This is a genomic window from Stenotrophomonas terrae, assembly GCF_039674165.1.
Classification (GTDB): domain Bacteria; phylum Pseudomonadota; class Gammaproteobacteria; order Xanthomonadales; family Xanthomonadaceae; genus Stenotrophomonas; species Stenotrophomonas terrae_A.
Genome location: NZ_JBDJMY010000004.1, coordinates 1 through 23439, shown reverse-complemented (window position 1 = coordinate 23439; position 23439 = coordinate 1). Strand labels below are relative to the sequence as shown.

Sequence of the window (23439 nt, the reverse complement as noted above, 5' to 3'; positions counted from 1 at the left end):
CACCGGGCCGCCGTCTTTTTTTTTGTAAAGGAAGTTGGCGATGCCCTGGATTTACCTGCTGCTTGCGGGCCTGTTCGAGATTGGATTTGCGCTGGGCCTGAAGTTCAGCGAAGGCTTTACCCGGCTCTGGCCGAGTGTGTTCACCGTGGTGTTTGCCGGCATCAGCCTATGGCTGCTGACCCAGGCGCTGCGCACGATACCGGTGGGTACCGGCTATGCGATCTGGACCGGGATTGGCGCCGTGGGCGTGGCGATCGCGGGCGTGATCCTGTTCGGTGACAGCGCCAGCTGGCCGCGCCTGCTGTGCATCGGCCTGATCGTGACCGGTGTGATCGGCCTGAAAATGGTCAGCTAGTAGTGCCGAGCCATACTCGGCAAGGGCCCTATGCAGAAGCCCTGACCATGTAGTGCCGAGCCATGCTCGGCAGGGCCTTATGCAGAAACCGTGGCCATGTAGTGCCGAGCCAATCTCGGCAGCAGCTTTCCCGGTAAAGCCACCGGCGAGCATGGCTCGGCGCAACAGGTAAGGCCCCAGCCGCGCAGGGCTCGGCGCGACATCCGGGACGCCACGGCCTTCATTGCCTTGGAGGCCAGCGCCATCACCGATGGGATCGGGAAGGGCAGCTTGCGCGCGCCCGCATGTTCGGCGTGTTCTGCGTGGCGTGCTTCGTCGATCTTCATCACCTTGAGGATCTCGCGGCTGCGCTGATCGGCCGCTGGCAGGGTTTCCAGGTGCTCGTCCAGGTGGGCTTCCACCTGGCGCTCGGTCTCCACCACGAAGCCCAGGTTCCAGCCATCGCCGCGCAGGCCGGCCAAGGTGCCGATGGTGTAGCTGCCGGCATACCAGAGCGGGTTGAACAGGCTGGGGCGGCTGTCCAGTTCGCGCAGGCGGTCCGCGCACCAGCTCAGGTGGTCGGTCTCTTCCTGCGCCGCTTCGAGCAGGTGCGCGCGCGTGGCCGGGTCGCGGGCGACCGCTGCCTGGCCGAAATACAGGCCCTGCGCGCAGACCTCGCCGACGTGGTTGATGCGCATCAGGCCGGCGGCATGACGGACCTCGGCCGGCTCCAGTACCACCTCGGGGGTGTCGCCAGCCGGGTTGGGGCGGGCGGCCGGCGGATTGCCGAACACCGTATCCAGGGCGCGCTGGGCTTCGGTCAGCAGGTGGTCCAGTGGCGTGTGTACGCGGGCGGTGATCATGGCGGGCAGTGCTGTGGGGTATGTGGCGATTCTCGCCGCTGGCCCTTGACCTGCCAAGCCACGGGCAGGTGGCCGTTCAGGGGCGCGGCTTGCGCCGGGGGCCTGCGGCCAGTACAATCCCGCCTCTTCTGTTTCACCTTCACAACGCGTGGCAAAGTTCCGGTGGTTCATCTCGCCGCAATCAGCCCGACCTACCTGAGTTCTTTATGAGCACTTTCACTGCAAAGAACGAGACCGTCCAGCGCGACTGGTACCTCGTTGACGCCGCCGGCAAGACGCTGGGTCGTCTTTCCACCGAGCTGGCTCGCCGCCTGCGTGGCAAGCACAAGCCGGTTTACACCCCGCACGTTGACACCGGTGATTACCTGGTCGTCATCAATGCCGACAAAATTACTGTTACCGGCAAGAAGCTGAAGGACAAGAAGTACCATCGCTTCACCGGTTACATCGGTAACCTGAAGACCGAAACTCTGGAGCAGGCGCTTGAGCGTCACCCGGAGCGCGTGATCGAGCACGCCGTCAAGGGCATGCTGCCGAAGGGCACGCTGGGCCGTCAGATGTACCGCAAGCTCAAAGTCTACGCCGGCACTGAGCATCCGCACGCAGCACAGCAGCCGCAGGTTCTGGATATCTAATCATGGCTATCACTCAAAACTACGGCACTGGCCGCCGCAAGTCCTCCACCGCTCGCGTGTTCCTGCGCAAGGGCACTGGCAACATCACCGTCAATGGCCGTCCGCTGGACGAGTTCTTTGGCCGTGAGACCGCACGCATGATCGTGCGTCAGCCGCTGGAACTGACCCAGAACACCGAGAGCTTTGACATTCTTGTCACTGCTGCCGGCGGCGGCACCACCGGCCAGGCCGGTGCGATCCGTCTGGGCATCGCCCGTGCGCTGGTCGAGTACGACGAAACCCTGAAGTCCGAGCTGCGCAAGGCTGGCTTCATGACCCGTGACGCTCGTGAAGTCGAGCGTAAGAAGGTCGGCCTGCACAAGGCACGTCGCGCCACCCAGTTCTCCAAGCGTTAATCGCTTCGGGGTGGGATTCTTCGGAATCCCACTGGGAAAGCAAAAGCCCGGCTTCGGCCGGGCTTTTGTCGTTTTGGGGTTGGCTGGGCGGTTTTGATTCGGCGCGCCGCTGGCCTCTCCAGTACCGGAACGCCAGACAAAAAAAAGACCCGATCTCGCGATCAGGTCTTTTTCAATATGGCAGCCCCGGAAGGATTCGAACCTCCGAATGTCTGAGTCAGAGTCAGATGCCTTACCGCTTGGCGACGGGGCTATTGTGTGTGGCAATTATCGCACATCTGGCCGGTGGGTTGGCCTGGGTGTAGCGGGATGAAACAGAAAGGGCCTGATCTTTCGATCAGGCCCTTTTGTGTCTGGCAGCCCCGGAAGGATTCGAACCTCCGAATGTCTGAGTCAGAGTCAGATGCCTTACCGCTTGGCGACGGGGCTGTAGTGCAGGTCAAACCTGCGTCCCATGGTGGCTATAGGTGGACTCGAACCACCGACCCCAGCATTATGAGTGCTGTGCTCTAACCGGCTGAGCTACATAGCCTTGGGAGCCGGTAATTCTGGTGGTGTCGCACCATTTTGTCAACAGGTTTTTCTTTGCTTGTGGCATGACAGCAGCCATGGCAGAGTCGTCGACAGTAGAAATTTTAGGAGTCCGCATCGTGATCGATCCGGACGGCTATCGACCGAACGTCGGCATTGTGCTGATGCGGGAAGACGGGCAGGTGTTCTGGGCACGACGTGTGCGCCGGGATGGCTGGCAGTTCCCGCAAGGTGGCATGAATACCGACGAAACCCCGGTCGAGGCCATGTATCGCGAATTGCAGGAAGAAACCGGCCTGCTGCCTGAACACGTTGAAGTCCTGGGGGCGACCCCCGGTTGGCTTCGCTACCGCCTGCCTACGCGGGCCATCCGGCACACCGAAAAACAGGTCTGCATCGGCCAGAAGCAGGTCTGGTTCCTGCTGCGCCTGACCGGTGACGAGGCGCATGTGCGTCTGGATGAAACCGATACGCCGGAGTTCGATCACTGGCGTTGGGTGGACTTCTGGTACCCGGTGGAACATGTGGTGATCTTCAAGCGTGGCGTCTATGCACGCGCCCTGCGCCACCTGGCGCCGTTGGCGCGGGGTATCGCCGGGCAGGGCGTGCAGGCGATGCCAGCGGCCGCACAGGAGGCGTGGATGCCTGGCAGCAGTGCCGGCCATGAGCGCCCGCGCAAGCGACCGCGGCGGCCTGGCGTGTGGCGCGGCAAGAAGATTAATAATGATTAACGCCCGAAATTGACAACCATTCGCATTTGCGATTGAATGCTGACACGGCCGATACGTGCCGGGTTCAGGGGCGTCAAGCCGTGTACGTTTGCATCTGCACTGGGGTTACCGATCATCAGATCCGTGAAGCCGCGCTTGCCGGCTGCGACAGCGTGTCCGAGCTGACCATGCGTACCGGTTGCGGCTCCAATTGCGGGTCCTGCCTGGACATGGCCGCCGGCCTGCTGGAGCAGGCACGCGCCAGCCGCGAACTGCCCCTGCCATTGCTGCGGGCGGCCTGAGCCGGCCTTGCCGCCAGCGCCAACAGCGCTGGCTAATGATCACGATTCGCGTTCCTTCATTGTCTGCCGGCAAACGGTAAAGTGCGCTGGTTCCAATAGTCGGAGTCAGCGCCATGAAAGGCGACGCCAAGGTCATCGAATTTCTCAACAAGGTCCTCTACAACGAGTTGACCGCCATCAACCAGTACTTCCTGCACGCCAAGATGCTGAAGAACTGGGGTTTGAACGAGCTGGCCGAACACGAATACAAGGAATCGATCGACGAGATGAAGCACGCCGATGTGCTTTCCGATCGCATTCTGTTCCTTGAAGGCCTGCCCAACTTCCAGGCGCTGGGCAAGCTGCGCATCGGCGAAAACCCCACCGAAATCCTCAAGTGCGATCTGGCGCTGGAGAACGAAGCGGCGGCGGTGCTGCGCGACGCCGTGGCCTATGCCGAATCGACCAGCGATTACGTCAGCCGCGAGCTGTTCGTGAAGATCCTCGATTCGGAGGAAGAGCACATCGATTGGCTGGAAACCCAGCTCGATCTGATCGCGCGCATCGGCGAGCCGAACTACCTGCTCACCAAGCTGGAAGACTGATCGCGCAGCAGCGCGATCAGTACGCGGCCGGGGCCTGCCCGCGCTGACTGGCTTGATAGTCGGTCAGCGCCAGCCGCGCACGCCCGAACTCGGCCACTATCAAGGCCACCATCACTGTTGGTCGCTCCAGGGTGCCGGTGCGTGCGCCGTGCTCAAGCCGGCGAGCGGCTTCGGACAGGGCCAGTACGCCGACATTGGCGCTGGAGGATTTGAGGCTGTGCGCCAGCTGCCCCAGCCGCAGCAGGTCGGGCATTACCGCAGCTTCCTGCAGGTCTCTTACCAGCTGCGGGGTTTCTTCCAGGAACACGTCGATGATGGCGTTGATTTCCTCACCGGCAATGTCAAACAGTTCGTCCAGCACGCTGCGCTCCAGCACCGAGGCGGTGATGCCATCGGTATGTGCGGTGGAGGCGGCAGCCAGTGCGTTGGCGGAGAGGTCGGCGGTGGGCATGCGGGTAACCAGATCGGTAGTTGCAGTGGATGCGGGCTTGAACGCCAGCAGGCAGGACAGAAGTTGCGGGCGTGAAATGGGCTTGGACAGATATTCGTCCATGCCGCTGTCCAGGCAGCGCTGACGGTCGCCGGCCATCGCATTGGCGGTAATGGCGATGATCGGCAGGCGCGTTTGTGCGCCGCTGCTGGCTTCATGTTCGCGCCAGCGGCCGGTGGCGGCAAAGCCGTCCAGTACCGGCATCTGGCAGTCCATCAGTACCGCGTCGTAGCGCTTGCCGTGCATCTTGTCGATGGCGATGGCGCCGTTCTCGGCGGTGTCGACCTGCGCGCCCAGTATCTTGAGCAGCTTCTGCGCGACCATCAGGTTCACCGAGTTGTCCTCGACCAGCAGTACCTGCATGCCGGCCAGGTCGGCGACTGCGGTGGCCGGGCTGGTCGTTGCCGGTGCAGCAACCGCGACTGCAGCCTGGGCCGGCGTCGCCAGCGCAGGCGCGCTGGAGGCGGCAGTTGCCCGGATTGCCTGCGGCGGTGCGGCGATATCACTGCCTTTCCACAACTGCAGTGCAGGGTCCGGACTCGGCGCCAGCTGCAGCGGTTCGGCCAGGGCGTTGCGCAGCTGCGTGTCGGGCAGTTGCCGCGGCAGCAGGGTAGCGCCGTCGCGCAATGCATCGGCTATCGGCGCGTCACCGTATAGCCACAGCACGCGCGGGCGGTTGTCTTCCATGCGCTCGACTGCGCGCTGCAGCGCTGGTGCGCTGTTGCGCAGCGGCTCCAAGTCGCCGATCAGCGCATGGAAGATGCCGGAGACGGTGGGTTTGCGCAGGCGCTCCAGCGCTTCCTGCAGGTTGTTGGCGATCACCGGCTCATAGCCCCAGTTGGGCAGCACCAGCTGCAGCCGCTGGCGCAGCCGTGGCTCGGGGGTGACTACCAGCACCTGGCGGACGTTGCGCAGGTGTTCGGGCTGGTGCAGGTCGCCGATCACTTTCAGCAGCGGGATCTCGAACCAGAAGGTCGAGCCGCGCAGCGGTTCGGATTGCACGCCGATACTGCCCTGCATCAGGTCGACGATGCGCTTGCAGATGGCCAGGCCCAGACCGGTGCCGCCGTACAGGCGGGTGGTGGAGGCATCGGCCTGGGTGAAGGCGTTGAACAGGCGCTGCGCCTGGCTGGCGTCCAGACCGATGCCGGTGTCGCGGACTTCAAAACGCAGGCGGTGCTGGGCAGCGGTTTCGCCCAGGCGCTTGACGTGGATGCTGATCTCGCCAAGTTCGGTGAACTTGATCGCGTTGACCAGCAGGTTGCCCAGCACCTGGCGCAGCCGCACCGGGTCGCCGCGCACCGACAGGCGTACCGCCGGGTCGATCTGCAGTGACAGGCGCAGGCCCTTGTGCTCGGCGGCGCGCTGCATCAGCCGCAGCATGCCGTCCAGGGTTTCGCGCAGGTTGAAGGTGGTGATTTCCAGCTCCAGCCGGTTCGCTTCCAGCTTGGAGTAATCAAGGATGTCGTCGACGATGCGGAACAGCTGCCGTGAACTGTCGGTGGCGGTGTCCAGCATGTTGCGCTGTTCCAGGCTCAGCGGGCCCTGTGCGACCAGCTCCAGCATCGGCAGGATGCCGTTCAAGGGGGTGCGGATTTCGTGGCTCATCGTGGCCAGGAATTCACCCTTGGCCAAGGTGGCGGCTTCGGCAGCCTGCTTGGCCTGCAGCAATGCCTGTTCCAGCGTGCTGTGGCCCTGCGCCGCAACCTGCAGGCGCTTGTTTTCCAGCTGCGCTTCCTCGATCCGCAGCTGCATTGCGTGGATCTGGCGCAGGTGACGGCTGGCGCAGAAGGCGGCCAGCAATGCCGCGACCGTGGCCGCCGCAGCGCAGCCAGGGACAGCCAGTGCAGGTGCTGCCGGCACAAATACCAGCGCGCCCGCAGCCGCGGCGCTGCCGGCTGCAAGCAGCGCCCAGACGCGCGAAGCCGCCGATGTGGGCGCGCTCACAGCACCGCGTTCTGGAAGTCGAAGTTGAGCTCGCTACCTGCGCGTTGCACCACATTGCCCTGGATGAAATCGATGCCCCCCATCCACATGGCTGCGGCGGCCTGCGGGTCTTCGATCTGCTGGCCGATGATCTGCAGGTTGGCGCGGTGGGCAAGATCGATCGCACCGCGCAGTTCGTCGCGCAGCTTCTGGTTGGTGTGGCTTTCGGCGTAGCGCGCGGCCATGCGCACAAAGCTCAACGGCAGCTGGGTGAGCAGTGCATTGGCTTCGGCGCTGGGCTCAAACTGGCTCAGGCAGAACTGCACCCCGGCCGGCATCAGCTGCGCGCAGAATTGCTGCAGGCTCACCGCGTGCACCAGGGCATCGGACAGGCGCACGTCGATGACCAGGCCGTTGCCGGCCACCTGGCGTTCCTGCAACGCATTGAGCAGCCATTCCGCATAGGCGCTGCGCGCCAGGCTGCGCATCGACTGGGAAAGGAACAGACGCATTGGCGGCTGTGCGAACTGGTACAGATGCAGCAGCCCCAGCGCGTGTTCGACCACCTGCTGGTCAAGGTCGGCGATGCGGCCGGCGGCCTCGGCGGCGGGAATAACCTGGCCGGCAGAAAGTAGCGTGCCATTGCTCTGGCGCAGGCGCAGCAGCACCTGGTACTGGGCGGTATCGCCGCCGGCGACGGCGACGATGGGCTGGTAGGCCAGCTCGATCTGGCCTTCCAGCAGGGCCAGGTGTTCGTTGTTGATGGCGACGTCGTTGCTTTCATAGGCGGCGATGCCGGCCGTGCTCAGCCGCGCCTGCAGGGCGGTGCGCTCCACCGCTTCCAGCGCGGCATCGGCGTCGTTGAGGTCCTGTGACAGGTGGGCATGGCCGACCACGCAGCGAAGGAACACCGATTCTTCCTCGCGTGGCGCAAACGGCTGCGCGGACAGGCCTTCGCGGACCCGCTGCGCAAGCGCCGGCACATCGGCTGCGTCCATGCCGCGGCTGAGCAGCAGGAAGCTGTTGTCATTGAGCCGGGCCAGCAGATGCGGGCGCAGGTTCTCGGCCAGGCGCTGCCCGGCCTGCACCATCAAGCGCTCGTAGCTGGCGTAGCCATAGCGCTCACGCAGGCCCAGCGCGCTGGCGATCTCGATGAACAGCAGCCCGGCCGCTTGTCGCTCGGCGATAGCGGCGTGCAGCTGCTGCATCACGTTGTGGCGGGTTGGCAGGCCGGTTTCGGGGTTGTTCAACAGCGGGCCGGCCTCGACCTTGCCCAGCGGCTGCATGCGGTTGCGGCGGATGCGGTTGGCAACGGCGGCGACCAGATGGCGCGGGCGGATCGGTTTGACCAGCACGTCGTCGGCGCCGCAGTCGAGCACTTCAAACTGGCGGTCGGGGTCGGCCTCACCGGTGAGGAATACGATCGGCAGCAGCTGCTGGTGCGGCTGCTGGCGGATCATCGCGGTCAGCCGCATGCCGTCCAGCCCGGGCATGTGCAGATCCATCAGGATGAGGTCGGGGCGGTGTTCGCTGATGGCCTGCTGCACGCCTTCCACGTCCATCTGCACGAAGGCCTGCATGCCGGCGCCGTGCAGCACGCTCTGCGCAAACAGCGCCTGCGAGCGGTTGTCCTCGACGATCAGCACCCGGTACGGGGTGTCATCGCCGACATCGCTGGCCAGCGCCGCCGCGCCGCTGTCCTGGCCGGTCTTGAGCTGCGCCTGCACCGCCTCGGTAGGCGGCGCGTTGCGCACGCTCCAGCGCTGCGAGTAATCGGCAGGAGGAGTTTCCGCGCGTAGCGGGCGGGCAGATGCGGTGAGTGTGTCGGTGCTGGCCATCAGGGGATTATGGTTCAGGGGGCGGGCGGCAGCGAGTGGTCGCCGGGCGTGGGGATTGCCGATGTTGGCGTGTCGGCGCTGGCGAACATGCGCTTGAGCCCACGCCAGAGCGTGCGCCAAACCAGCCAGACAACCAGGGCGCCGATGACGCTGGCGCTGATCACGAAGATCAATGCCAACCACGGATGGGCAAAGGCCAATGCCAGGGCGCCGATCACCACGCTGTCTTCGGCAAACGATGCCACCCAGTTGCTGGCTGGCTCCGGTGATGTATTGAGCAGGGCGCGGGTGCCGGCCTTCAGGCCATGGCTGGTCAGCGCGATGCCGGCGCCCGCGGCCAATACGCCGGTACTCAGTTCGCCATTGGGCGACAGGGTGGCGGCAGCGAGGAAGGCGCCGGCCGGAACCCGCGCCAGGGTCTGCAGCAGGTCCCAGATCGAATCCACGCCGGGGATCTTGTCGGCAAAGAACTCGGCCACGGCCAGCGCGCCGGAGGTGCCCAGTACCCACCAGGACTCGGTGGCCTGCAGCGCCGGGGGCAGGTCCACCCAGCCCATCAGCCCGGCCATGCCGACGCCGAACACGGTCAGGTAGACACGGATGCCGGCCAGCCAGGCCAGCAAGATGCCGATGACGAATACATGGGCTTCAGTCATGGGGAGAGTCCGGCCGGAGTACTGTGAGCAGGATCGCAACTATCGAGCATGGCTGCGGTGATTGCCAGCCATCCACCCGCAAGCGCGTGTACAGGCGTGTCGTTTACACTGGCCCGTCGTTTCAGACTGAGCGCATGTGCCGCCCTTCCGGGGCCACTGGAGCCTGCCATGACCCACCGACCTTCTTCCCGTTTCCAGATCACCCCGCGCGGCGGTGCGAGTACGCGCCCGAGCTGGGTGCCGATTGCCCTGTTGGCTGGCGCCTGGCTGCTGTCGCTGCTGCTGGTTGGCTGGTTGGCGGCGCGCTACGCCTCGCCCGATGCCGGCGGCATGCGCGAAAAACTGCGCCAGAGCGAGGCGCTGGCAAGCCAGCAGCGCAGCCAGCTGGAAGAGCTGCGGCAACGCCAAGCCACGCTGGAGGCCTCGGACAAGATCAGCCGCGCCGCCAACAATGAAGTGCAGACTTCGCTGGGCGAGCGCGATGAAGAGATTGCCGGCCTGCGTGCCGACGTGGCTTTCTATGAACGGCTGGTGGGCTCCACCAGTCAGCGCAAGGGGCTGAACGCCCATTCAGTGGAGTTTTCCCCGGAAGCGGCCGGCACCTGGCATTACAGCGTGGTGCTGACCCAGAACCTGAATCGCGGCGCGATCAGCCAGGGCCAGCTGCGGTTCTCGGTTGAGGGGGTGAAGGACGGAAAGCTGACAACAGTCAGCTGGGACGACCTACATCAGCGCAAAGGTGCGCCGGGGCAGGATTATTCCTTCCGTTATTTTCAACAACTGGACGGTAGCGTGATGCTGCCCCGGGATTTCACGCCGCAACGTGTGCGAGTCTCCCTCTCCGGACCCGGGGGGGGCTCCAACCAGACATTCGATTGGAAACTCGCCGGCAACGGCAGAGGGGAATAAACATGTTCAAAAGCAAGTCCAAGCACGACGGCGACATGGCCGTAGACGCATTGATCGGTTCGCAGGTGGAAATCCGCGGCGACGTGGTGTTCAGCGGCAGCCTGTATGTGGAAGGCCGGATCATCGGCAAAGTGGTGGCCGAGGAAGACGCCAAGGCAATGCTGACCCTGGCCGAGCATGGCCGGATCGAGGGCGAAGTACGCGCTGCCGTGGTGGTGCTCAGTGGCAGCATGGAAGGTGACGTGCACGCCAGTGAGCGCATCGAGCTGACGCCCAGCGCCCGTGTCACCGGCAATGTGCATTACACCGTGGTCGAAATGAGCGCCGGTGCCCAGCTCAATGGCCGCCTGCTGCATACCGCCGCGATGGCCGCGCTGCCGGCACCAGATGCCAAGACCACCGAGAAGTCCAAGAAAGCTGAAGCCGCTGCAGCTTGAAACAGGGGCCTGCCGCCCCCATCCTGAGCACCATGAGCACCCTAGTTTCCCTGCCCGGCGTTCAGCCGGCGCCTGATTACCAATCCTTGGACCGTCCGCTGAATTTCACCCCGGCGGCTGCGGCCAAGGTGCGTGAGCTGATCCAGGACGAGGGCAATGATGCGCTCGCCCTGCGTGTGTACATCCAGGGCGGCGGCTGTTCCGGCTTCCAGTACGGTTTCGAGTTTGATGAAAACCGTGCCGAAGACGATCTGGCGGTGATCACCGAAGGCGTCACCCTGCTGGTCGATCCACTGAGCCTGCAGTACCTGATGGGTGCCGAGGTGGATTACAGCGAAAGCCTGACCGGCGCCCAGTTCGTGATCCGCAATCCCAACGCCCGCACCACCTGCGGCTGCGGCAGCAGCTTCTCGATGTAAGCCGTTGCGGCCGCTTTGCGGCCGGCCACGCTTGCGATGGCGGCGCTTTGTCGTCAGGCTCTGGCGGATGCTGAATTCTGAATCCCGTTTTGCCGGGCACGCCTTTGTCGGCGCGCCGCTGGACCGTGCCGATGGCGTGCGCGGTGACGCTGATGCGCTGGCGGCCTTGTGGCCCAATGCACAGGTGCTTGTACTCGATGCCGATGGCACCGCGTTCGCTGACGATCACCAACAGCCGGCGCTGTTTAGTGGTGGCGAGCTGGGCGGTGGCCCGGGCGTGGCGATCTTTCTTGGGTTGCGTGAGGGCCGGGCCTGGTTCGTGGCCGAGGCAGCAACGCTGACCGTGCAGGCACCGCAACGCATGGACCTGCGGCAGGCAGCGGTGAACTGGCCGGCCGAGGTGGTCGACGTGTTCTGCTATGCGCGCGGCATGTCGTACTGGCATTCGCGCAACCGGTTCTGCGGGGTGTGTGGTTCGGCGGTGCGTTTTGGCCGTTCCGGTTTCATTGGCCATTGCGACCAGTGCCGCACCGAGCATTACCCGCGTGTCGACCCCGCGGTCATCGTCGCCGTTGAAAACAATGGCCGGCTGCTGCTGGGGCGGCAGAGCAACTGGATCGCGCGCCGCTATTCGGTGCTGGCCGGTTTCGTCGAACCCGGTGAAACCTTTGAACAGACCGTGGCCCGTGAAGTATTCGAGGAAGCACGGGTGCGGGTGATCCAGGCGGATTACCAGGGCACCCAGCCGTGGCCGTTCCCGGGCGCGTTGATGGTCGGTTTCCGGGCCAGCGCGCACGACGACGTGCCGACCGTGGACGGCGAGCTGGAGGACGCGCGCTGGTTCAGCGTCGAGGAAGTGGGCGCGGCCCTGCAACGTGACACTGACGATGACGGGCAGGGCATCCTGCTGCCGCAACGGCTGTCGATTGCTCGCACCCTGATCGAGCACTGGTACCAGAGCCAGCGCCCATGAGTGCGGGCTGGCAGGTGCAGCGGCGGCGGGGGACGACCCGCCAGGGCCTACAATCGCAGGCCGGAGGACCCGCATGTTCACAACCTTGGTAGCGGTAATCGCAGCGCTGGTACTTGGCCATGTGGCACCCACATTGCTGGCCAGCCTGCGCGACTGGCGCTGGTTCGGGCGCTACCTGGGCTGGGTGCGCGCGCAGCTGGGTGAATCGGCGGGCCGCTATGCGGTACTGCTGGCGATCGCACCCTGCGTAGTGCTGATGGGCCTGCTGCAATGGGCGCTGGACGGGCGACTGTTCGGCCTGCCATCGCTGTTGTTCGGCATCATCGTGCTGGCCTTGTGCTGGGGGCCGCGTGACCTGGACCGCGATGTTGAAGCGGTGATCGATGCCGAGGACGCTGCGGCCGCCACGCTGGCGGTGTCCAAACTGCAGTCGGCCGGCGGCAGCCTGCGCGAGGATGCGCCCGGCCTGGTCGAGGCAACCGTGCTCAATGCACTGCGACGCTGGTTTGCGCCGCTGTTCTGGTTCCTGCTGCTGGGCCCGCTGGGTGTGCTGCTATACCGCTTGCTGGCGCAGTCCTCGCAGGGCGCGCAATCGGTGCTGTTGTCCGCCGAGGAGCGGCGCGCAGGTGATTGGCTGCTGGCGGTGCTGGAATGGCCGGTGGCACAGCTGATGACGCTGTCGATGGCCTTGGTGGGCAATTTCGATACGGTGTTTTCGGCCTGGCGCCGCGCGGCGGGCAACCGCTGGTCGCTGCAGCTTGGCTTTCTGGCCGAGGCCGCGCGTGCCAGCGTGGGTGCCGAGCTGGTCGAAGAAGCAGAAGAGGCGCGCTTGGCCGGGCAGGTGCCGGTGGACGAGCGCTATCCGGAACTGCGCGATGCGATGAGCCTGGTCTGGCGCACGCTGCTGCTGTGGATGGCGGTGCTGGCGCTGCTGGTTATTGCCGGCTGGGTGGGCTGAGCCAACGTCAATCGGAAGCGGCCGTAACCCGGGTAAGCGCCGCGCACCCGGGAAGCAAAAATCTGGTTGGATCCAAGGCTGTTGGCTGTTGGCCGCTGCCCCGGGTGCGCTGCGCTTACCCGGGCTACGCGAATGCCGAGCCGGCCTTCAGCCCGGTGCCAGCAGGTTGAACGGGTACCAGGGCAGGTTGCGCAGCAGCCAATAGGACACGATCAGCACCAGCCATGGGATCGGTTGCGCGAATAACCGTACCAGCCAGCCCAGCTTTGCCGGCCACAGCCCTGCACCATGCAGTGCCATCACCAGCACCGGCACGATCGATACGATCAACAGCGGATTCATCGCCATCGCCTGGGGCAGGTCCAGGTGCACCAGCGCGTGCAGGCAGCGGGTGCTGCCGCAGCCCGGGCACCACAGGCCGGTCAAGGCATAGAAGGGACAGGAGGGGAGCGGGTTGCCCGGAGCATTCGGGTCGATGCGGCTCAGTACCGCCACCGCGCCCACGCCGATGCCGGCAATCGCGGCCAAGGGCATGTAGCGCAGCAGGTGTTGCGGGAACCGCATGTCAGGACAACAACAGGCCGGCCAGATTCGGCCGGCCTGTCGGTTTCATCAGTAGCCGGAAGCGCCGCTCATTGCGCCGCCGACGCCGAGCACCATCACCAGCACGATGTACAGGATGCTGACGACGATGCCCGCACCAGCAGCATAGATGGCCCACTTCTTGGCCTTGTCGGCGGCATCACGCGCGCCGGCGATATCGCCAGCAGCCAGCAGGCCATTGACCTTGGCAGCGTGGATGATGGAAACGATACCCAGCGGCAGGCAGCAGAACAGGGTGGACAGGATCGCCCAGACGAGGTTGTTGGATACGGCGGGACTGCTTGTATTCACGTAAAACTCCTTGTTGAAAAATCAGCGCGACTTGCAGGCATTCGCCGCAGTCAGCGGCGAGATGATCATTGTGGCAACCCAGCATAGAGGCCACGTGATGAAACCGATGAAGACGAAGCACAGCAGAAAGTTGACGAACGCCAGCGCCCAGTAGCCGAACATGATGATCAGCCCGGTGGCGACATTGCCCGCGTACAGATGACCAATACCGAAAACCTGGAAAAACCCCGGCAGCACTTCCAGCAGCGCGGCTATCCCGCCGGATTTCTGCGGGTGATAGTAGTGATGTACCTGCTGCGGCGCGCTTGGCGGCGCAGGCGGTACGGCTGGCAGTGCTGGCGTGGTGCTGTCCATCTATCCCCTTGCTCCTGAGCTGTGCTGCGTTCCCCGGCAGACACATTGGAGGCTAGCCTAGCCACTTGTCCTATTTCTGGAAAGTGGTCTTTCCTACTCAGGCCTCGTCTCCGCGTAACTTGCGCACCAGGATTTCCAGCTGGGGGGCATCGGTACTGGCCCCGTCCACCGGCGGCCCGGCGACCACTTCGATGTGGGCGCGGAAGCGCCGAGGCACCCGCATCTGCCCCAATCGACTGTCGCGCCTGCTCCACATGCTGGACCACATGCCCTTCAGCGCCATCGGCACCACCGGCACTGGCCGCCGCGCCAGGATCTTCTCCACCCCGGACTTGAAGGCGGCAATCTCGCCATCCTTGGTCAAGGCGCCCTCGGGGAAGATGCAGACCAGTTCGCCTTCGGCCAGCGCCGCATCCACCTCGTCGAAGGCGCGCTGCATCAGCGCGGCGTCTTCCTTGGGGCTGGCGATCGGGATGGCCTTGGCGGTCTTGAAGATCCAGCGCATCACCGGCACGTTGAAAATCCGGTAATACATGACGAAGCGCGCCGGACGCGGGATCACGGCCGACAGGATCAACGCATCCATGAAGCTGACGTGGTTGCAGACGATCAGCGCCGCGCCTTCATCCGGCACGTTGGTCTCCACGCCTTTGACCCGCAACCGGTACAGGGTGTGCACCATCACCCAGCTGAGGAAGCGCATCAGGAACTCGGGCACGATGCTGAAGATGTAGATCGCGACCAGGGCGTTGCCGATGGCCAGCGCCAGGAACAACTGCGGGATGGTCCAGTCGAGCAGACTCTGCGTGACCAGCCCCAACACCGCTGCCAGCACGATGAAGCCGGAATTCTGGATGTTGAGCGCGGCGAACACGCGCGACATTTCCGATTTCGGCGTACGGCTCTGGATCAGCGCAAACAGCGGCACCACGAAGAAGCCGGTGAACAGGCCAATGCCGAGCAGGTCGATGATGATGCGCCAGCTGCCAGGTTGCTGGACGAAGCCGACAACATCCAACCCGGTGGCGGTCACCACGCCGGTACGCGCGAAGTAAAGATCCAGCAGGAACGCGCTCATGCCGAACGCGCCCAACGGCACCAGGCCGATCTCGACGATGCGCCCGGACAGCTTCTCGCATAGCAGCGAGCCAACCCCGGTGCCCAGCGAGAACAGCGCCAGCGCGAAGATGTAGAGCACCTCGTCGCCGCCGAGATTCACCACGGCATAGGTGGGCAGCTGCGAGGTAAGAACGGTGCCGAAGAACCAGAACCAGGACACGCCCAGAATCGTGTTGCGCACCGCTTTCTGCTTCTTGGCCAGGCGCAGCACCGCCAGCGATTCGCTGATCGGGTTCCAGTTGATCTTGAGCTCGGGGGCGCCGGCATCCACGCGGGGAATCATGCGCGCAGTGATATTGCCGATCAGGGCCAGCGCGATGATGGCGACAGCGGCCACGATCGGGCCGTAGGCACCGGCCAGGGTGAAGATCATGCCGCCGGCGATCATGCCGGTGAGGATGGAAATGGAGGTGCCCATTTCCACCAGGCCGTTGCCGCCAGTCAGTTCCTCGGGCTTGAGGATGGACGGCAGCACCGAGTATTTGACCGGGCCGAACAAGGTGGATTGCAGGCCGGTGCAGAACAGCGCGATCAGCAGCACCGGCATGTTCTGGGTGAGGAAGCCCACGGCGGCCAGCGACATCACCACGATCTCCATGGTGGTGGTGATCACGATGAGCTTCTGCTTCTCCAGTTTTTCGGCGATCTGCCCGGCCAGGGCGGAAAACAGGAAGTAGGGCAGGATGAACAGCGCCGGCGCCAGGTTGGTGTACAGCGTGCGTTCTTCGCTGCTGACGCCCAGATAGAACAGCAGGCCGATGATCGCCTGGCGATAGATGTTGTCGTTGAACGCGCCCAGCGCCTGGACGATGAAGAACGGGAGGAAACGGCGCTGCTTGAGCAGGGCGAACTGGTTGTGGCCGGACATCGTGTCTCCTCGGTGCTGCGCGGCACATTAGCAGAACCGCGTGTCGCTATTGATCAAGCTGCGCGTGTATTGCAGACGCCTCTCAGGCCTGGCTTGCAGGCAGCAGGCCCAACAAGGCGCGGGCTGCCGGCGTGGGATCGGCCCGCCATACCGCACAGGTGCGGAAGCGGAAGTCCTCGACCAGCGGCCGCACCACCGTGCGCTGCATGCGGGCGGCCATGCTGTCGGGGACCACGGCAACGGCCAGGCCGGCGGCGACCAGCTGCTGCTGCAGTTCGCTGTGGGTAACCTCATATTGCAGCTGCGCCTGGATACCGCGCTCGCGCAGAGCGTCATCGAGCATGCGCCGCACCCCGGCACCGGTCACCAATGCCGCCAGCGGCAGGCCCTGCAAGGCCTGCAACGGAATCGTGCGTTGCTGGGTGAGCGGGTGGTCGATGGGCATCACCAGCGACAGGCCTTCCTCGTGCAGCAGGCGGTGCTGGGGCGGCAGGCTTATCTGCGGGCCGACGCCGACCAGGGCCACATCCAGCCGGCCGTCCTCCAGTTCGGCCAGCAGCACATCGCTCATACCGACTTTCAGGTGTACCTCCACGGCCGGATGGGCCGCGCGGAAGGCGGCCAACAGGGCCGGCACGTCGACCACGTTGAGTGAGGTGATCTGGCCGATGTTGATACGCCCGCGCACCGTGCCCAGGGTCAGCGCCATTTCTTCCTGCAGGCGCGCAGCGGCCTGCAGGGTAAGCCGGGCGTTGTGCAGGAAAACCTCGCCTGCGGCGGTGGGGCGTACGCGCCGGTGGCTGCGTTCGAACAGGCGTGAGCCAAAGGCATCTTCCAGCCGCGCGATCTGGTGGCTGAGCGCCGACTGCACGGTGTGGCAGCGTGCCGCGGCGGCGGTGAAGCCGCCTTCCTCGGCAACGGCGACGGCAAATTCGAGCTGGCGCAATGTGAACATGCCATCACTGAAACAGATGGATGGGATGAAAACAATACATTTGTGTCATCAATGGCTGCGGCCCAGACTGAGCGCCGTACCCCTCCAGGCCTGCCCATGAATACCCCTGTGTCCTCTTCCCTCCATCGCCCCTTGAGCCAGGCGCTGGTCCTGCTGCTGGCGGCGGCAACCGGCGTGATCGTGGCCGGTAACTATTACGCCCAGCCGCTGCTGCAGATCCTGGCCGATGCGTTCCAGATCGGCGCCGAGCAGGCCGGCTGGGTGGTGACCGTGGCGCAGCTGTCCTATGCCGCAGGCCTGCTGCTGATCGTGCCGCTGGGCGACAAGCTGGAACGCCGCAGCCTGATCGTGGGCTTGTTCGTGCTGGCGGCGGTGGGTTTGGCGATCTGCGCCAGCGCCACCCACTTCACGCAGCTGCTGGTGGGCACGGCGCTGTCCGGCCTGTGTGCGGTTGCGGCGCAGGTGATCCTGGCGCATGCGGCGGGTCTGGCCGCGCCAGAGCATCGCGGCCGGGTAGTTGGCACCGTCATGGCCGGCCTGCTGCTGGGCATCCTGCTGGCGCGCACGGCTTCCGGCCTGCTGGCCGGGCTGGGTTCCTGGCACACCATTTACTGGGTGGCCTGCGTGGCGCTGCTGGTACTGGCGGTGGTGCTGGCGCGGCTGCTGCCAGCGCATCAGCCCAGCGCCCGCATGTCGTACCCGCGACTGATCGGCTCGGTACTGGTGTTGCTGCGTGAGGAGCCGGTGCTGCGCCAGCGTTCGCTGCTGGGTGCGTTGTCGTTCGCGGGTTTCAGCGTGTTCTGGACGCCGCTGGCGTTTCTGTTGTCCGGCCCGGCGTACGGCTATTCGATTGCCACGATCGGTTTGTTTGGGTTGATCGGAGCGGCCGGTGCCTTGGCCGCCAGCAGCGGCGGCAAGCTGACCGATCGCGGCCATGGCCGCGCGGTGGCGATAGGTGGCCTGTTGATGATGCTGCTGTCGTGGGTATTGCTGGCACTCGCACCGGTGTCGCTGGCGGTACTGGTTGTTGGCGTGGTGTTGCTGGATATCGCGGTGCAGGCGGTACACATCAACAACCAGAGCGTGATCTATCAGCTGGACGAGAGTGCACGCAGCCGCATCACCTCGGCCTATATGACCTGCTATTTCATTGGCGGCGCCAGCGGCTCGGTAGCGAGCACGATGGCCTGGACGCGCTATGGCTGGAACGGCGTCTGCATGCTGGGCGGCGTATTGGCGCTGATCAGCCTGCTGGTGTATTTCCTGCCGGTGCGCAAGCAGGCCGGCAAGCCTGTGGGAGCGGCATGAGCCGCGAATCCGCAGTAAGCACTGCCCCCGCCTTTGTGGGAGCGGCGTAAGCCGCGAAGCTAGCAACCCATCGATAGAAGCTGACCCTGCGTTTGTAGGAGCGGCGTAAGCCGAGAAGCTAGCAACCCATCGATAGAAGCTGACTCCGCGTTTGTAGGAGCGGCGTAAGCCGCGAAGCTGGCGACAGTGCGCGGCCGATGTGTCCGCAATCTGAGGCTGCGTGAGCCAAGCGGCTTCGCCGCTTCCCCTCTCCTGCCTTCGGCATCCTCTCCCGCAAGGGGAGAGGAGAAGAACGACAGCCAAAGCCAAAGCTAAAGCTAAAGCCAAAGTTGTGGGAGCGGCATGAGCCGCGAAGCTCGTAATGCCAACGTTGGCGGTGACCCCGCGTTTGTAGGAGCGGCGTAAGCCGCGAAGCTGGCGACAGTGCGCGGCCGATGTGTATGCAATCTGAGGCTGCGTGAGCCAAGCGGCTTCGCCGCTTCCCCTCTCCTGCCTTCGGCATCCTCTCCCGCAAGGGGAGAGGAGAAGAGCAACAGCTAAAGCCAACCGCAAACCAAAAGCCCAATTCACCCAGCAGCAGCTCAACGCGCTGTTGCTTCCGCTCCCACAGACGCTGGCAAGATCGCCTCTTCCGCTGCCGCCCGCAGCTTCGGCAACAACCGCAACATCAATGCCAGCTGGGTGCGCACCAGCCGCGACTTGTCATCAATCTCATCGGGCATCTGCTCCAGCGCATCGGCCAGCGCGATCTCATCTTCCTGCGGTGCTGCAGGTTGGCGCTTGCCCAGCGCGGAAGCCAACTCCAGCAGTGACTGCTGCAGCTGCCGCTGGCCGCTGGCGACCAGGGCATCTTCATTGACTGCATCGGCCTGCGCGCGGTGTGCGCCCAAGGCCGACAGGTAGCCCAGCAAGGTGTTGGACAGGGCGAGAAAACGGAAGCCCGCATCCAGATTGCCGCGCGCATAGCCGGGCTCACGCAACATGTTCGACAGGGCCACCGATAGCGCCACGTCGGCGTTGTGCATGTCACGACGGGCGATGCGGTAGGGCAGGTCGTCGCGCATGCCGCTGCGGTACTGGGCCAGCACGGCATCGAGGTAGGCGGTGCTGGTGGCAATCACCTGCGCCATCACCTTGTGCAGGCGCCGGCCTTCCCAGTCCGGCAGGATCAGCAGCGAGGCGGTGGCGGCGATGGCGCAGCCGATCAAGGTGTCCAGGAAGCGCGGCCAGATCAGCACGAAGCCATTGCCGATCAGGTTGAAGCACAGCAAGGCCATCACCGTGATCGCGGCCGTGGCCAGCAGGTAGCGGTCGGTGCGGGTGATGAAGAACAACAGCGCCGCCGCCAGCGCCAGCAGCAACTGCAGGCCGGTGCCGGGGAACAGCTGCATCAACGCCCAGGTCACGCCCAGGCCAAGCAGGGTGCCGGCGATGCGCTGCACCAGCCGCAGGCGGGTTGCACCGAAGTTGGGCCGGCAGACGAAGACGATGGTCAGCAGGATCCAGTAGCCGTTTTCCGGATGCACCAGCTTCAGCAGTGCGTAACCGGCGATCAGCGCCAGTGCGATGCGTACGCCGTGCCGGAACAGCAGCGAGCCAGGGGTCAGCGCCTGGCGCAGGCGCGTGCCCATCTCGCGCAGGGTGTGCGGCGAGGAATCGCGCAGGCGCGTGTCGATGCCTTCCAGCGGCGTGTCGGCCAGGGCGGCTTCGGACAGCTGCCGCTCGATGTTGGTCAGGTTGGCGGCCAGCAGCTGCAGTGAGCCCAGCAGGCGCGTCCACTGCGGATTGCGCTGTTCGCGCAGGTACTGCAGGGACGACTGCAGGTCCTGGCCGGCGATGCGGGTGCGCTCGCCATAGTCGAAGGGTTGGCGCAGCCGGATGGCTTGGCCCAGGGTCTGGCAGGCCTTGCCCTGCAGGGACAGCAGGCGCCGGCAGCGGTACAGCACGTCGCTGTGGAAAAAGGCGTCGGCCAAGGCTTCGTAGGGGTAATGCGAGGAGCTGGCGCGCTCATGGAAATCCTGCGCCATGTAATACAGACGGAAGTACAGGCCGGACTGCACGCCGGGCCGGCCGGAGCGGCCGAAGCGGCTGAGGATGGCGGTCTTGGCGATGTTCAGCGCCTGCACCACGCGCACGTTCTGCTCGGCCAGGGCCAACCGCCGTGCTTCCAGATCACCTTGTCGCACCGGCTCGAACAGATCGGCCTTGAGCTGCAGGTAGTGGCCGAGTTCGAAGAACAGCCGCGCCAGCCGCTCGCGCACCGGGCGGTTGGCGAACATCGCCGTCCACAGGATCGACAGCAGCCCGTACCAGGCCGCGCCGACCAGCAGCGGCACCACTTCGCGCAGTGCCTGCTGCTGGCTGACATTGTGGTGCTGGTCCAGCGCGATCATCGCGTAGATCGCCAGCGTCACCGTGGCCTGGCCAATGGAGGCGTAGCGTTCGCCCAGCGCGCCGAGCAGGGTCAGCCCGAACGCGGCCAGTGCCAGGCTGGCGATGAACGGCAGTGGATGCGGAAACAGCACGATGACCGCGGCCGCAGCGGCGGCAAAACACAGCAGCGACAGCAGCACCGATTTGGTGCGCCCCCACCAGTTGTCATCGGTCTCGGCGATGGCGCTGGCGATGATGCCCAGGAACAGGCCGGGGATGGCTTCGATATGACCGTCGTACCAGCCATAGGCGATGGCGGCAGTGAGCGCGATGAACACGCGCAGCCCGTAGCTGGCTTTTTCGTGGGCCCAGAGCTGGCCCAGGTGACGGTCGAGGCGGCGCATGCCGGAATCGGGTGCTCGCGGAGGTATTGGGCTATCAGCTTGCGGTGCTGTTGCCATGCAGGCAAGCGCGACACGTCCGGAAGTCAGCTCTCATGTCGCGGACGCGTTGGCAGCGCGCATGAAATCGAGAAAAACCCGCAACTTTGGTGCCAGTTGTTCGCGCGATGGGTAGTACAGGTGGAAGCCGGCAAACGGTGGCTGCCAATCATCGAGCAGGCTGTGCAGGCGGCCGGCCGCGAGGTCGGCACGGGCGATGGCTTCGAACACCTGCAGCAGGCCGACACCTTCACGCGCGGCCTGCAGGGCCAGGGTGCTGTCGTTGAGCAGCAGCGGCCCGCTGACATCCAGGGTGAAGTCGCGGCCGTCGCGGCTGAACTCCCAAGGCATGACCCGGCCGTTGCTGTTGCGGTGGCGGATACAGGCATGGCCGATCAGTGCTTCGGGTGTCTGCACCGCGCCGTGCTGTTGCAGATAGCCGGGCGCGGCTACCACCGTCCAGCGCAGCGGCGGCCCCAGCGGCAGCGCGATCATGCCATCGGCCAGCGACTCGCCCAGGCGGATGCCGGCATCAAAGCCTTCGCCGACCACATCGACCAGGGCCGCCTGCATCGCCAGCTCCACTTCCACCTGCGGATAGGCGGCATGGAAGGCGGGCAGGTGCGGCAGCAGCAGGTATTCGATGGCAAAGCGCGGCGCGGTGATGCGCAGTTGGCCGGTGGCGACGTCGCGGTTGGCTTCCACCGCGTGCAGGGCTTCGCCGATGCGGGCCAGAGCCGGCGCGGTGTCCTGCAGCAGGCGCTGGCCGGCTTCGGTCAGGCCAACCCGGCGCGTGGTCCGCTGCAGCAGTCGGGTGCCGAGCCGGCGTTCGAGGTTGCGGATGGTCTGCGACAGCGCCGACGGCGACACCGCCAGTTCGATCGCGGCATGGCGGAAGCTGGCATGCCTTGCCACGCAGGCGAAAGCCGCCAGAGCCGGCAACAGTGAGGGTTCTACTGTGAAGTCAGGCTTCATGGTCAGTGCGGAGTATCCGTCTTTATCGGCATAGTGGCGAGCGCCTACAGTGGCCATCCCCATTCCTGAGTTGGAGTTGCCCATGAAAACCCGAGTGCTTGGCCGTGATGGCCCGGTTGTTTCCGCGTTGGGCCTGGGCTGCATGGGCATGAGCGCGTTCTACGGTGGCCGTGGCGATGACACCGCCTCGATTGCGGTGATCCACCGGGCGCTGGAGCGTGGTGTGACCCTGCTCGACACCGCCGACATGTATGGCCCGCATACCAACGAGGTGCTGGTGGGCAAGGCCATCGCTGACCGTCGCGGGCAGGTATTCCTGGCCACCAAGTTCGGCGTGCGACTGGATGCCAACGATGCGCAGGCGCGTGGGGTCGATGGCCGTCCGGAATACGTGCAGGCTGCCTGCGAGGCCAGCCTGCAGCGGCTGGGCGTGGATCATATTGATCTGTACTACCAGCATCGCGTCGATCCGCAGGTGCCGATCGAGGACACCGTCGGTGCGATGGCGCGGTTGGTCGAGCAGGGCAAGGTGCGTTACCTGGGCCTGTCCGAAGCGGCGCCGCAGACCATCCGCCGCGCACATGTGGTGCACCCGATCACCGCGCTGCAGACCGAGTATTCGCTGTGGTCACGCGAGCCGGAGCAGAACGAGGTGCTGGCGACGGTGCGCGAACTGGGTATCGGTTTCGTGCCGTACTCGCCGTTGGGGCGCGGTTTCCTGACCGGCGCGATCCGCAGCCCTGCCGATTTCGAGGACGGTGATTACCGGCGCAATTCGCCGCGCTTCCAGGGTGAGAACTTCGCCCGCAACCTGGCGCTGGTGGAGCAGGTAAATGCGATTGCCACCGACAAGGGCGTGACCCCGGGGCAGTTGGCGCTGGCCTGGGTGTTGGCGCAGGGCGATGACCTGGTGCCGATCCCGGGCACCAAGCGGCTGGCGTACCTGGAGGAGAACCTTGGTGTGCTGGATGTGGTGCTCAGTGCGCAGGACCTGGCACGGATTGATGCGGTGTTCCCGGTGGATGCGGCCGCGGGCCTGCGTTACCCGGCGGCGAGCATTGGTAGCGTGCATCGCTAGGGCCGAGCTCTGCTTCAAATGTAGAGCCGAGCCACGCTCGGCTGGGGCCTGCAAATGTAGAGCCGAGCCATGCTCGGCTGGGGCATTACCGGTAGAGCCCCTGCCGAGCATGGCT

23 protein-coding genes, 3 tRNA genes and 1 pseudogene are annotated in these 23439 nt (G+C 65.1%); 13 read left to right on the top strand and 14 right to left on the bottom strand.

Going from position 1 to position 23439, the window contains the following annotated elements:
- Positions 1-40 precede the first annotated feature (40 nt).
- Complete coding sequence (locus ABE493_RS02740) at positions 41-355, top strand: DMT family transporter (RefSeq protein ID WP_057626429.1); 315 nt, start codon at positions 41-43, stop codon at positions 353-355.
- 200 nt (positions 356-555) lie between these two features.
- Here the strand turns inward: ABE493_RS02740 and coq7 are convergent.
- A pseudogene (gene coq7 / locus ABE493_RS02735) lies at positions 556-1197 on the bottom strand (2-polyprenyl-3-methyl-6-methoxy-1,4-benzoquinone monooxygenase); the annotation flags it as partial.
- Between the two features lie 206 nt (positions 1198-1403).
- On the opposite strand from coq7, the gene rplM reads away from it, so the two are divergent.
- Together rplM and rpsI are read left to right on the top strand one after the other, a co-directional pair.
- Positions 1404-1832: a 50S ribosomal protein L13 gene (gene rplM, locus ABE493_RS02730; RefSeq protein ID WP_346497047.1), complete on the top strand. Its 429-nt coding sequence runs from the start codon at positions 1404-1406 to the stop codon at positions 1830-1832.
- A gap of 2 nt (positions 1833-1834) precedes the next feature.
- Entirely contained in the window at positions 1835-2227 is a 393-nt protein-coding gene (rpsI, locus tag ABE493_RS02725; RefSeq protein ID WP_057626426.1) for a 30S ribosomal protein S9, read from the top strand.
- A 178-nt stretch (positions 2228-2405) separates the two neighbouring features.
- Here the strand turns inward: rpsI and ABE493_RS02720 are convergent.
- The 3 genes from ABE493_RS02720 to ABE493_RS02710 form a co-directional block, all read right to left on the bottom strand.
- Positions 2406-2480: transfer RNA gene (locus tag ABE493_RS02720), tRNA-Gln, on the bottom strand.
- Between the two features lie 101 nt (positions 2481-2581).
- A tRNA-Gln gene (locus ABE493_RS02715) sits at positions 2582-2656 on the bottom strand.
- A gap of 26 nt (positions 2657-2682) precedes the next feature.
- Positions 2683-2759 (bottom strand) — tRNA-Met (locus ABE493_RS02710).
- A gap of 118 nt (positions 2760-2877) precedes the next feature.
- Between ABE493_RS02710 and ABE493_RS02705 the strand changes: the two genes are divergently transcribed.
- From ABE493_RS02705 to bfr, 3 genes are all read left to right on the top strand, one after another.
- Positions 2878-3489 (top strand): RNA pyrophosphohydrolase, encoded by a 612-nt coding sequence (locus ABE493_RS02705; RefSeq protein WP_057626425.1) that lies wholly within the window; start codon positions 2878-2880, stop codon positions 3487-3489.
- Between the two features lie 80 nt (positions 3490-3569).
- Positions 3570-3770, top strand: coding sequence for a (2Fe-2S)-binding protein (locus ABE493_RS02700; RefSeq protein ID WP_057626424.1), 201 nt, complete (start codon positions 3570-3572; stop codon positions 3768-3770).
- A gap of 113 nt (positions 3771-3883) precedes the next feature.
- The gene (bfr, locus tag ABE493_RS02695; protein WP_346497044.1) at positions 3884-4354 is read left to right on the top strand and encodes a bacterioferritin; all 471 of its coding nucleotides are present in this window, start codon (positions 3884-3886) and stop codon (positions 4352-4354) included.
- Positions 4355-4370: 16 nt separating this feature from the next.
- Here the strand turns inward: bfr and ABE493_RS02690 are convergent, their stop codons facing one another.
- The 3 genes from ABE493_RS02690 to ABE493_RS02680 are packed head-to-tail and all read right to left on the bottom strand — an operon-like array spanning position 4371 to position 9264.
- Positions 4371-6791 (bottom strand): hybrid sensor histidine kinase/response regulator, encoded by a 2421-nt coding sequence (locus ABE493_RS02690; RefSeq protein WP_346497042.1) that lies wholly within the window; start codon positions 6789-6791, stop codon positions 4371-4373.
- A complete protein-coding gene (locus ABE493_RS02685; protein WP_346497040.1) occupies positions 6788-8608 on the bottom strand; it encodes an EAL domain-containing protein in 1821 nt (606 codons plus the stop codon). Before ABE493_RS02685 ends, ABE493_RS02690 begins: the two co-directional genes overlap by 4 nt.
- 14 nt (positions 8609-8622) lie before the next feature.
- A complete protein-coding gene (locus ABE493_RS02680; RefSeq protein WP_346497038.1) occupies positions 8623-9264 on the bottom strand; it encodes a DUF4126 domain-containing protein in 642 nt (213 codons plus the stop codon).
- 168 nt (positions 9265-9432) lie between these two features.
- Here ABE493_RS02680 and ABE493_RS02675 point away from each other — a divergent pair, with 168 nt between their 5' ends.
- The 5 genes from ABE493_RS02675 to ampE all read left to right on the top strand — a co-directional run bounded on the left by ABE493_RS02675 (position 9433) and on the right by ampE (position 12960).
- Positions 9433-10173 (top strand): DUF6776 family protein, encoded by a 741-nt coding sequence (locus ABE493_RS02675; protein WP_346497036.1) that lies wholly within the window; start codon positions 9433-9435, stop codon positions 10171-10173.
- 2 nt (positions 10174-10175) lie between these two features.
- On the top strand, positions 10176-10610 hold the full coding sequence (locus tag ABE493_RS02670; protein ID WP_346497034.1) for a bactofilin family protein: 435 nt from the start codon (positions 10176-10178) through the stop codon (positions 10608-10610).
- A gap of 32 nt (positions 10611-10642) precedes the next feature.
- Positions 10643-11029 carry an iron-sulfur cluster insertion protein ErpA gene (gene erpA / locus ABE493_RS02665; protein WP_057626417.1) on the top strand — a complete coding sequence of 129 codons (387 nt, stop codon included), beginning with the start codon at positions 10643-10645 and terminating at the stop codon, positions 11027-11029.
- Between the two features lie 67 nt (positions 11030-11096).
- Entirely contained in the window at positions 11097-12002 is a 906-nt protein-coding gene (gene nudC / locus ABE493_RS02660; protein WP_346497031.1) for an NAD(+) diphosphatase, read from the top strand.
- Positions 12003-12075: 73 nt separating this feature from the next.
- Positions 12076-12960 carry a regulatory signaling modulator protein AmpE gene (gene ampE, locus ABE493_RS02655; RefSeq protein WP_346497029.1) on the top strand — a complete coding sequence of 295 codons (885 nt, stop codon included), beginning with the start codon at positions 12076-12078 and terminating at the stop codon, positions 12958-12960.
- A 147-nt stretch (positions 12961-13107) separates the two neighbouring features.
- On the opposite strand, the gene ABE493_RS02650 is transcribed toward ampE, so the two are convergent.
- From ABE493_RS02650 to ABE493_RS02630, 5 genes are all read right to left on the bottom strand, one after another.
- Complete coding sequence (locus ABE493_RS02650; RefSeq protein WP_346497027.1) at positions 13108-13524, bottom strand: DUF2752 domain-containing protein; 417 nt, start codon at positions 13522-13524, stop codon at positions 13108-13110.
- A gap of 48 nt (positions 13525-13572) precedes the next feature.
- Positions 13573-13854 (bottom strand): CD225/dispanin family protein, encoded by a 282-nt coding sequence (locus tag ABE493_RS02645; protein WP_346497025.1) that lies wholly within the window; start codon positions 13852-13854, stop codon positions 13573-13575.
- Positions 13855-13875: 21 nt separating this feature from the next.
- On the bottom strand, positions 13876-14208 hold the full coding sequence (locus ABE493_RS02640) for a hypothetical protein (RefSeq protein ID WP_346497023.1): 333 nt from the start codon (positions 14206-14208) through the stop codon (positions 13876-13878).
- A gap of 97 nt (positions 14209-14305) precedes the next feature.
- The gene (locus ABE493_RS02635; RefSeq protein ID WP_346497021.1) at positions 14306-16195 is read right to left on the bottom strand and encodes an MFS transporter; all 1890 of its coding nucleotides are present in this window, start codon (positions 16193-16195) and stop codon (positions 14306-14308) included.
- An 82-nt stretch (positions 16196-16277) separates the two neighbouring features.
- On the bottom strand, positions 16278-17150 hold the full coding sequence (locus tag ABE493_RS02630) for a LysR family transcriptional regulator (RefSeq protein WP_346497019.1): 873 nt from the start codon (positions 17148-17150) through the stop codon (positions 16278-16280).
- A gap of 108 nt (positions 17151-17258) precedes the next feature.
- Here ABE493_RS02630 and ABE493_RS02625 point away from each other — a divergent pair, with 108 nt between their 5' ends.
- The gene (locus ABE493_RS02625; RefSeq protein WP_430980700.1) at positions 17259-18458 is read left to right on the top strand and encodes an MFS transporter; all 1200 of its coding nucleotides are present in this window, start codon (positions 17259-17261) and stop codon (positions 18456-18458) included.
- A gap of 581 nt (positions 18459-19039) precedes the next feature.
- On the opposite strand, the gene yccS is transcribed toward ABE493_RS02625, so the two are convergent.
- Together yccS and ABE493_RS02615 are read right to left on the bottom strand one after the other, a co-directional pair.
- Positions 19040-21235, bottom strand: coding sequence for a YccS family putative transporter (yccS, locus tag ABE493_RS02620; protein WP_346497015.1), 2196 nt, complete (start codon positions 21233-21235; stop codon positions 19040-19042).
- 90 nt (positions 21236-21325) lie between these two features.
- On the bottom strand, positions 21326-22246 hold the full coding sequence (locus ABE493_RS02615; protein ID WP_346497013.1) for a LysR family transcriptional regulator: 921 nt from the start codon (positions 22244-22246) through the stop codon (positions 21326-21328).
- An 82-nt stretch (positions 22247-22328) separates the two neighbouring features.
- On the opposite strand from ABE493_RS02615, the gene ABE493_RS02610 reads away from it, so the two are divergent.
- Complete coding sequence (locus ABE493_RS02610; protein ID WP_346497011.1) at positions 22329-23324, top strand: aldo/keto reductase; 996 nt, start codon at positions 22329-22331, stop codon at positions 23322-23324.
- Positions 23325-23439 lie beyond the last annotated feature (115 nt).